We start from the raw sequence: 7,132 nt of genomic DNA on the forward strand, positions 1-7,132 counted from the left end.
CCGCGCGCCTGGCCGGCGCCGTGGGCGGAGGCCGCCGCGAGCTCGGCCAGGCCCAGCCGCGGCTGGTCGCCCAGGTATTCACCGACGCCCTGCAGGAACTGCGCGAGGATCGCGCCGGAATTGCCGCGCGCGCCGTCGATGGCCTCGTCGCCGGCACGGCGCAGCAGGCCGCCGGCGCTGCCGAGACGCAGCGGCCGCAGCGCCTGCTCGACGGCGCTCAGGGTGAATGCGAGATTCGATCCGGTATCGCCGTCGGCGACCGGAAACACGTTGATGCGGTTGATCGCGTCGCGGCGCGAGAGCACACGGCGTATGCCGGCGAGCAGGCCGCGCTTGAGCGCGATGCCGCCGGGCCGCCAGCCGCGCGGTATCAGTCCGAGTTCTGCCGAAACGCTGTTCATGCCCGAGTCTAGCCAGCTCAGCCCGACACAGGCGCGCTGCACTGCAGCGCGAAAGGCGGCCGGCCGGCATCGATCGCATCGCTTCGAGCGTCGCGATGCGGCGTGCACACGATCGGTCAGCGTTCGCGCACGACCAGCGGCGCGAGGCGCGTGTGCCCGAACGCGAACGGCAGCGGCTGCACTGCGGCGCCGGCCAGGCCGCCCGCCAGGGACAGGACCAGCGATCCGGCCGATTGGCACAACCAGAACCCGCCGGTGAATCCGAACGGAAGCGTCAGCGAGGCCAGGGGCAGCAGGATCACGCTCGGCAGCGCCGCGACGCCGACGCGCGCGCGCCATGCCGGTGGCGCGCGCTGCCCCGCGGTCCGAACCAGGCTTTTTTGTCCGTAGGAGAAAGCCGGTTCCGCGCACGCGGGGCAGGGGAACAGATTCACTGGAAGAATCTCCGGACCTGCCGAGGAGAGGCGGCGGCTGGCGGTGCCATGGCGTCGCCGGAACGTCGTGCCGCCGCAGCGGCGCCTGCGCAAACAGCCGTCCCGCTCCGGCCCGATGCTGCAGTGCAACGCAAGTGCATGGCCACGCAACCGATTCTCGCCTCGGCGCATCAGAGGCACTGTCCGTCGCCTGTCCGCTGCGGCCACAGCGGACAGTCCGGACACTGACCATGACTTCAAGCCCTTGTTGCGCAAGGCCTGGGGAGGCGCGCGACGGTTGGCACGAACCCTGCTGTAGTCCGGCGACCCGCTGGCTAGACCGGAGCAATCGTGCGAGCATGCCGACCTCCCGCGAGCCCGTGCCAGCGTTCCGCTACCCGGAGCCACCGATGCTCATCACTTCGCGATCACTGATCCTGCTGCTGGGCCTGGCGCTGTTGGCCGGCGTCAGCCATGCGGACGATTTCATGCTCGGCGCCGCCGCGCCGAGCGGCGTGGCCCTCGCGCAGACGCGCCAGGACTGCGACATCCAGCCGGCCGCCGCCAACGCCCGCGTGATCTATCACGACGGTCAGAGCGCGCCGGTCAGCGTGCCGATGGACGCGCGCGGCGCGGTCGCCGACAACGCATCCTCCAACGAACCGGCCGTCGCGGAAGGCGGCGGCAGCAGCACCGGCAGCGCGGCCGCCGTCACGCTGCCGTCGGCCGAGGCCGCGATTCCGCAGAAGCCGCGCGGCGGCGGACTGCGCTGGCAGTCGGTACTGCCGGGCTCGATCAAGTAACCGCAAGCTCCGACGCTTCCGCCCTGCGCCCGGCGCAGGGCATGATGCGCGCGTGATCGATCTGTTGCGCCGTCTTCGCGAGCGCTGGCGCCCTCGCTCCCATCCCATCGACGACGCGGCCTGGCAGGCCGTCGTAGCCGAGTCGGCGCTGGTCGCCGCGCTCGATGCGGCCGATGCCGCGCGGCTGCGCGAATTCTGCGCGCGCTTTCTCGCCGACAAGCAGTTCTTCGCGCTGGCCGGCGCCGAGCTCGACGCGCACCGGCGCCTGCTGATCGCGGCCCAGGCCTGCCTGCCGGTGCTCGCGCTGGGCTACGACCATCTGCGCGGCTGGCGCCAGGTGCTGGTCTATCCCGGCGAATTCCGCGTGCGCCGCGAACACCACGACGAGGACACCGGCGTCGTCACCGAGGGCGACGACAGCCTGATCGGCGAAGCCTGGGAGCGCGGCCCGCTCGTGCTGTCCTGGGCCGACGTCGCCCAGGACCTGGCCGATCCGCACGCGGGCTTCAACGTCGTCATCCACGAGATCGCGCACAAGCTCGACATGCTCGACGGCGGCAGCGACGGCGTGCCGCCGCTGCCGGCGCGGCTGTCGCGCAGCGAATGGATACGCACGTTCCAGCAGGCCTACGACAGGCACTGCACGGCCGTGGATGCCGGCGAGGACACCGCGATCGATCCGTACGCGGCCGAAAGTCCGGACGAATTCTTCGCCTGCCTGGTCGAGGCCTGGCATTCCGACGCGGCGCTCGTCGAGGACGCAATGCCGGCCGTCGCGGCGCTGCTGCAGCGACTGTTCCGGCCGGCCGCCGGCACGGCTGCAATCTGAACGGCACGGCAGCGGTTGCCGTCGGCGGCGGAGGTTTCGGCTACACTGCCGCGGTTTTCTCTGTCGTTTCCGGAGTGGAAGGCATGCGCAGCACCGCAGTTCTGGCCTGGCTCGGCCTCGGCCTCCTGGCTTCCTCGCCCGTTTTCGCGGTCGAGACGTATACCGGCACGAATACCGGCGCGATCGCCGACGCGCCGGCCGGCTCCCCGAGCTGCGGCGTCAACAACCTCGGCCAGCCGCGCGTCGTGAGCTTCGATGTCAACGGTCTGGTCTATCCGATCGTCGGCGTCAAACTGGGCATGGACCTGGTCCATTCCTGGCGCGGCGATCTCGTCGTGAAGCTCGCCGCACCCGGCGGCAGCCCGTCCAAGATCGTCTTCAGCCATACCGGATCCAACGTGCCGAACGGCTGCGGCCACAACGGCGTGCTCAACGGCCTCTACACGTTCCAGGACGACGGCGAGCGCGACTGGTGGGGCAGCGCCTTCCCGACCGTCCCGATCGGCACCTACCGCGCCGCCGAGCCGGGCGGACAGGATCCCGGCGGTGCGCCTACCCTGCTGGCGACCGCGTTCCGCAACCTCGCGCCGGAACTCGCGAACGGCACCTGGACCCTGACGTTCTGGGATGCCGGCGACGCCAACACCGGCTCGATCAACGCAGCGACCTTGTACATCGACCAGACCGACGCGCTGTTCAAGAACGGCTTCGAAAACCCCTGATTTCCGCCGCGCGGCACGCCCGGCCGCGCGGGCGCCGCGTCCCGCCGCAGCGGAACGTGAACGGGTTTGCATAGAACTTGACCAATCGGTAGCCTGTCGGATTCGGTCGCATCGACGTTCCGCAGGTTCCGCTCGCTCATGCAGTTGCCTATCCTTCGTGTCGCTTTGCTGGGTCTTCTCGCGCTGCCGTCTTCCGCCGTCCTGGCCTGCAGCGGCAGCGTGCACATCGAAATCGAACATGCCGGCGTCTATGCGCTGGACCAGGCCCGCATCGTCGCGGCCGCGCCGGGCCTGGCCGACTGTCCGCGTGAATCGCTGAAGCTGACCCAGCGCGGCAGCGAAGTGCCGATCCGCCTGAGCGGCGAAGGCAAGACCCTGCAGCCCGGCGACCGCATCGAGTGGATAGGCCAGCCGCTGCACGGCCCGCAGTCGTGGTTCGATGCCTTCAGCACGGTCAACGTCTATGTGCTGTCGGCGGCGGAAGGCACGCACGCGCGCATCGCCGACGTCGCGCCCGGGCCGGCCGCGGCGCCCGCCGCGCTGAACCGGCGCCTGCACCTCGAGCAGGAAAACCTCATGATTCGCCTGAATCAGAACGAGGTGAAAGCCTGGGAAGAGGCGGATTTCTGGCACTGGGCCAAGCTCACCCACGTCGATCCCGAACCGTTCGCGCTCGATCTGGACCTGCCGGACCTCGCCGCGCGCGGCGGCAACGCCACCCTGCGCCTGAAGTTCCGCGGCATGTCGACCACGCCGCGCATGATCGGCGCGGATGCGGCGCAGCAGCTGATCGACCATGTCGTGAACCTGCAGCTCGGCGGCAGGCATGTCGCCACGTTCCAGTGGGACGGCCGCGCCGAAGTCGAGCAGATCGTGACCGTGCCGGCCGCGCAGCTGCAAGAGAAAGGCAACCGGCTGACGCTCAGCGTGCCCAAGCGGCCGGTCAAGCCCAACGATCCGAACTTCGCCGTCGACGTGGTCATGTTCAATTCGGTCGACGTCGACTATCCGGTCAACGGCGATCTCACGCGCTCGGCCGAACCGATCCGCGTCGCCGGCGCCGGCAAGATCGCGCTGCGCCACGCAGGCGGCGCGCTGGCCGTCTACGGCGACGACGCGCGGCGCTGGACCGCGGCCGACGGCGATCTCGGCCGCGTCGACGGCAACGCCACGTTGTACCCGGTCGTCGACGACGCCTTCCTCGCGCCGCTGAAGGTCCGCGCGGTCGGCAACCGGAACTGGCACAAGCCCGACGCGCCGGTCGACTACCTCATCATCAGCCATTCGCGCCTGATCGACGCGATCCAGCCGCTGGCCGAGTTCCATCGCCGGCGCGGCCTCAAGGTCGCCGTGCTCGACGTGGAAGAGGTCTACGACCAGTTCAACGACGGCATCACCCACCCGCAGGCGATCCGCAGCTTCATGCGGCAGGCCTATACCGATTGGCCGGAACCGCGGCCGCGCTTCGCACTGCTCGTCGGCGACGCGAGCTTCGACATCCGCCACCAGCGCATCGACCGGCGCAACCTCGCCAAGTGGGCCGACTCGGAGCTGCTGATGCCGGGCCAGTTCGGCGACATCCCGAGCACGCCGTATGCCGATACGCCGGCCGACCTCAAGCACCGCGCGCTGATCCCGACCTGGCAGTTCATGTCCTACGACGGCCAGTCGGCCAGCGACAACCATTTCGTCAGCGTCGGCGACGACCCGCTGCATCCGGTCATCGCGATCGGCCGTTTCCCGGTCGTCGAGCCGGCCGAGGTCAAGGCCATCGTCGACAAGACGATCGACTACCTGAGCACGCCCCAGCTCGGCACCTGGCGCCGCGACGTGATGTTCATCACCGACGAGAGCGAGTACTTCAAGAAAACCTCGGACGAGATCGCCGGCTCGCTCGAGAAGGACGGCTTCCTCAGCGACAAGGTCTACGCGAGCGCCGACGAGAAGGACAACCTCGCGCACCAGTCCTCGATCAAGGACGGCCTCAACGACGGCCGCCTGCTCGTGCATTTCATCGGCCACGGCGGCCGCTACATCTGGCGCACCGGCCCGCCTGACCTGCGCAAGAACCACGACCTGTTCACGCTCGAGGACGTGTCCGGCCTGCACAACGCCAGCCGCCTGCCGATGGTGCTGTCGATGACCTGCTATTCCGCGCCGTTCGACAACCCGACCGAAGACTCGATCGGCGAGCGCTTCCTGCGCGAAACCGGCCGCGGCGCGATCGCCGTGTTCGCGGCGTCGTGGCGCAACTCGCCGTCGGCCACCTACAGCAAGGCCATCGTCGCCGAGCTCGTCAAGCCGGGCCGTTCGATCGGCGAGTCCATCGTCGCGGGCAAGAAGAGCACCCAGGACGCGACCCTCGTGGAAACCTACAACCTGCTCGGCGACCCGGCCGTGGTGCTGGAGCGGCCGGCCGGCGAATTCCGTCTCGTGCGCAAGCCGCAGCCGTTCGGTCCCGACCGTATCGAAGCGCAGATCGACCGCGGCACGTTCCGCGGCTCGGCGGAGGCCACCTGGCTCGACGAGCACGGCAAGGTGCTGCACTCGTCGCGCTTCGCCGTGCTCGGCCAGCGCTTCAGCCTGCCCGAGCCGCCGGCCGACGTCCGCGCGCGCGCGGCCGAGGTGCGCGGCTACGTGGCCGATCCGCACAATCCGTTCGACGCGATCGCGCGCGTGGATCTCACCAAGGCGGTGAGCACGCCGGACAAGCCGGCGGTTTCCGCCGGCGCCGTCGCGCTGCGCAAGCCGCTCGACGCGCTGCGCACGAGCGACGACGTGGTCGGCGCCGGCGAAGTGCTGTTGCGCACCGGTTTCGACCAGCCGGCGCGCGCCGCCGACGCCGGCAAGATCGACCCCAGGACCGATCCCACCAGGAAGACCGGCACCGTCCACAACGCGAAGGTCGCGACGCAGTGAGCGCGCGCCGCGCCGCTCAGCGGCGCGGCTGACCGCGCAGCGCAGCCCAGAGATCGCGCAGCGCGTTGCGCACGTAGCCGCGGTCGTAGAAACGGCGGCTCAGATGGCGCGCGAAGGCCGCCGGCGCGATGCGCCTGCCGGCCTGGATGCGCCGGCGCTTGCGCAGCATGCGCAGGCTGCCGCGCACGGCGTCGCGATAGAGGCGGAACACGACGCGGCCTTTGCCGCGCAGGCCGTGGCGCAGCACGATGCCCGCATGAATCGCTACGAGCGACGGCAGGTGGCGCAGGATCAGTCCGGCCGGCACGCATTTGAGCAGCATCCACAGCGAATTGCGGATGCCGTGGTAGAGCACGAAATCGTTGAAGCCGCCGCCGCTGGACGCCTGGCCCTCGTGGCGCGCGAGCACCTCGTCGGTATAGCCCGGTGTGAAACCGAGCAGCAGCGCGCGCGCGGCGACGTCGGTGTCCTCCGCATAGCAGAAGAACTCCTCGTCGAACACGTAGCCGTGGGCGGCCTGCAGCGCTTCGAGCACGCGGCGCGCATACAGCGCACAGCCGCCGGTCGGACCGAAGTACGGGTCCTGCGCATCGAGACGGTTGGACGCGAGCAGACTGCGGTAGAACGCGATGCCGAGCGAATCCACCTCGTCGCTGCCGCCGGCGAGCTTGAGCACGCGGCCGCCGGCGAGGTCGGCGTCGGCGCGGCCGTCCAGGTGCGCGAGCAGCCAGGGCTGCAGTCCGGCCGCGGCCACGGCGTCGTTGTTGAGCAGCAGCACGTGGGAGATGCCGGGATCGGCCAAGGCGCGCGCGATCGCGCGGTTGCAGCCCGCGGCGAAGCCGATGTTCAGCGGACTCGCGACGAGCTCGGCCGCGGGCCAGGCCGCGGCGAGTCCGGTGCGCAGCGCGGCGAGGTCGGCGGCGGCCGAGCCGCTGTCGACGACGATCAGGCGTATGCGTTCGGCCAGCGGCTGCAATGAAGCGACGCAGCGCAGGCTGCGGTCGGCGGTGTTGTAGTTGACGAGCACGACGGCCGCGCGCGGCCG

The 7,132-nt window shown here is 70.3% G+C and carries 7 protein-coding genes; 4 read left to right on the forward strand and 3 right to left on the reverse strand.

The genetic code is table 11. The annotated features are described in order from the left end of the window. Both NON22_RS17890 and NON22_RS17895 read right to left on the reverse strand, forming a co-directional pair. The coding region (locus NON22_RS17890; RefSeq protein ID WP_257388307.1) for a DAK2 domain-containing protein at positions 1 to 401 on the reverse strand (401 nt) is incomplete at its 3' end. A 116-nt stretch (positions 402 to 517) separates the two neighbouring features. Then, on the reverse strand, positions 518 to 835 hold the full coding sequence (locus NON22_RS17895; protein WP_257388309.1) for a hypothetical protein: 318 nt from the start codon (positions 833 to 835) through the stop codon (positions 518 to 520). Positions 836 to 1,224: 389 nt separating this feature from the next. Between NON22_RS17895 and NON22_RS17900 the strand changes: the two genes are divergently transcribed. The 4 genes from NON22_RS17900 (at position 1,225) to NON22_RS17915 (ending at position 6,087) form a co-directional block, all read left to right on the forward strand. Next, positions 1,225 to 1,617, forward strand: a complete 393-nt coding sequence (locus NON22_RS17900; protein WP_257388310.1) for a hypothetical protein — start codon at positions 1,225 to 1,227, stop codon at positions 1,615 to 1,617. A gap of 61 nt (positions 1,618 to 1,678) precedes the next feature. Further along, positions 1,679 to 2,446, forward strand: a complete 768-nt coding sequence (locus tag NON22_RS17905) for a M90 family metallopeptidase (RefSeq protein WP_306673887.1) — start codon at positions 1,679 to 1,681, stop codon at positions 2,444 to 2,446. An 83-nt stretch (positions 2,447 to 2,529) separates the two neighbouring features. Further along, a complete protein-coding gene (locus NON22_RS17910) occupies positions 2,530 to 3,168 on the forward strand; it encodes a hypothetical protein (protein WP_257388312.1) in 639 nt (212 codons plus the stop codon). A 138-nt stretch (positions 3,169 to 3,306) separates the two neighbouring features. After that, positions 3,307 to 6,087, forward strand: a complete 2,781-nt coding sequence (locus NON22_RS17915) for a C25 family cysteine peptidase (RefSeq protein WP_257388313.1) — start codon at positions 3,307 to 3,309, stop codon at positions 6,085 to 6,087. A gap of 16 nt (positions 6,088 to 6,103) precedes the next feature. On the opposite strand, the gene NON22_RS17920 is transcribed toward NON22_RS17915, so the two are convergent. Further along, a partial coding sequence (locus NON22_RS17920; protein WP_257388314.1) for a glycosyltransferase family 2 protein occupies positions 6,104 to 7,132 on the reverse strand: 1,029 nt, incomplete at its 5' end.

The organism is Tahibacter caeni (genome assembly GCF_024609805.1).
Classification (GTDB): domain Bacteria; phylum Pseudomonadota; class Gammaproteobacteria; order Xanthomonadales; family Rhodanobacteraceae; genus Tahibacter; species Tahibacter caeni.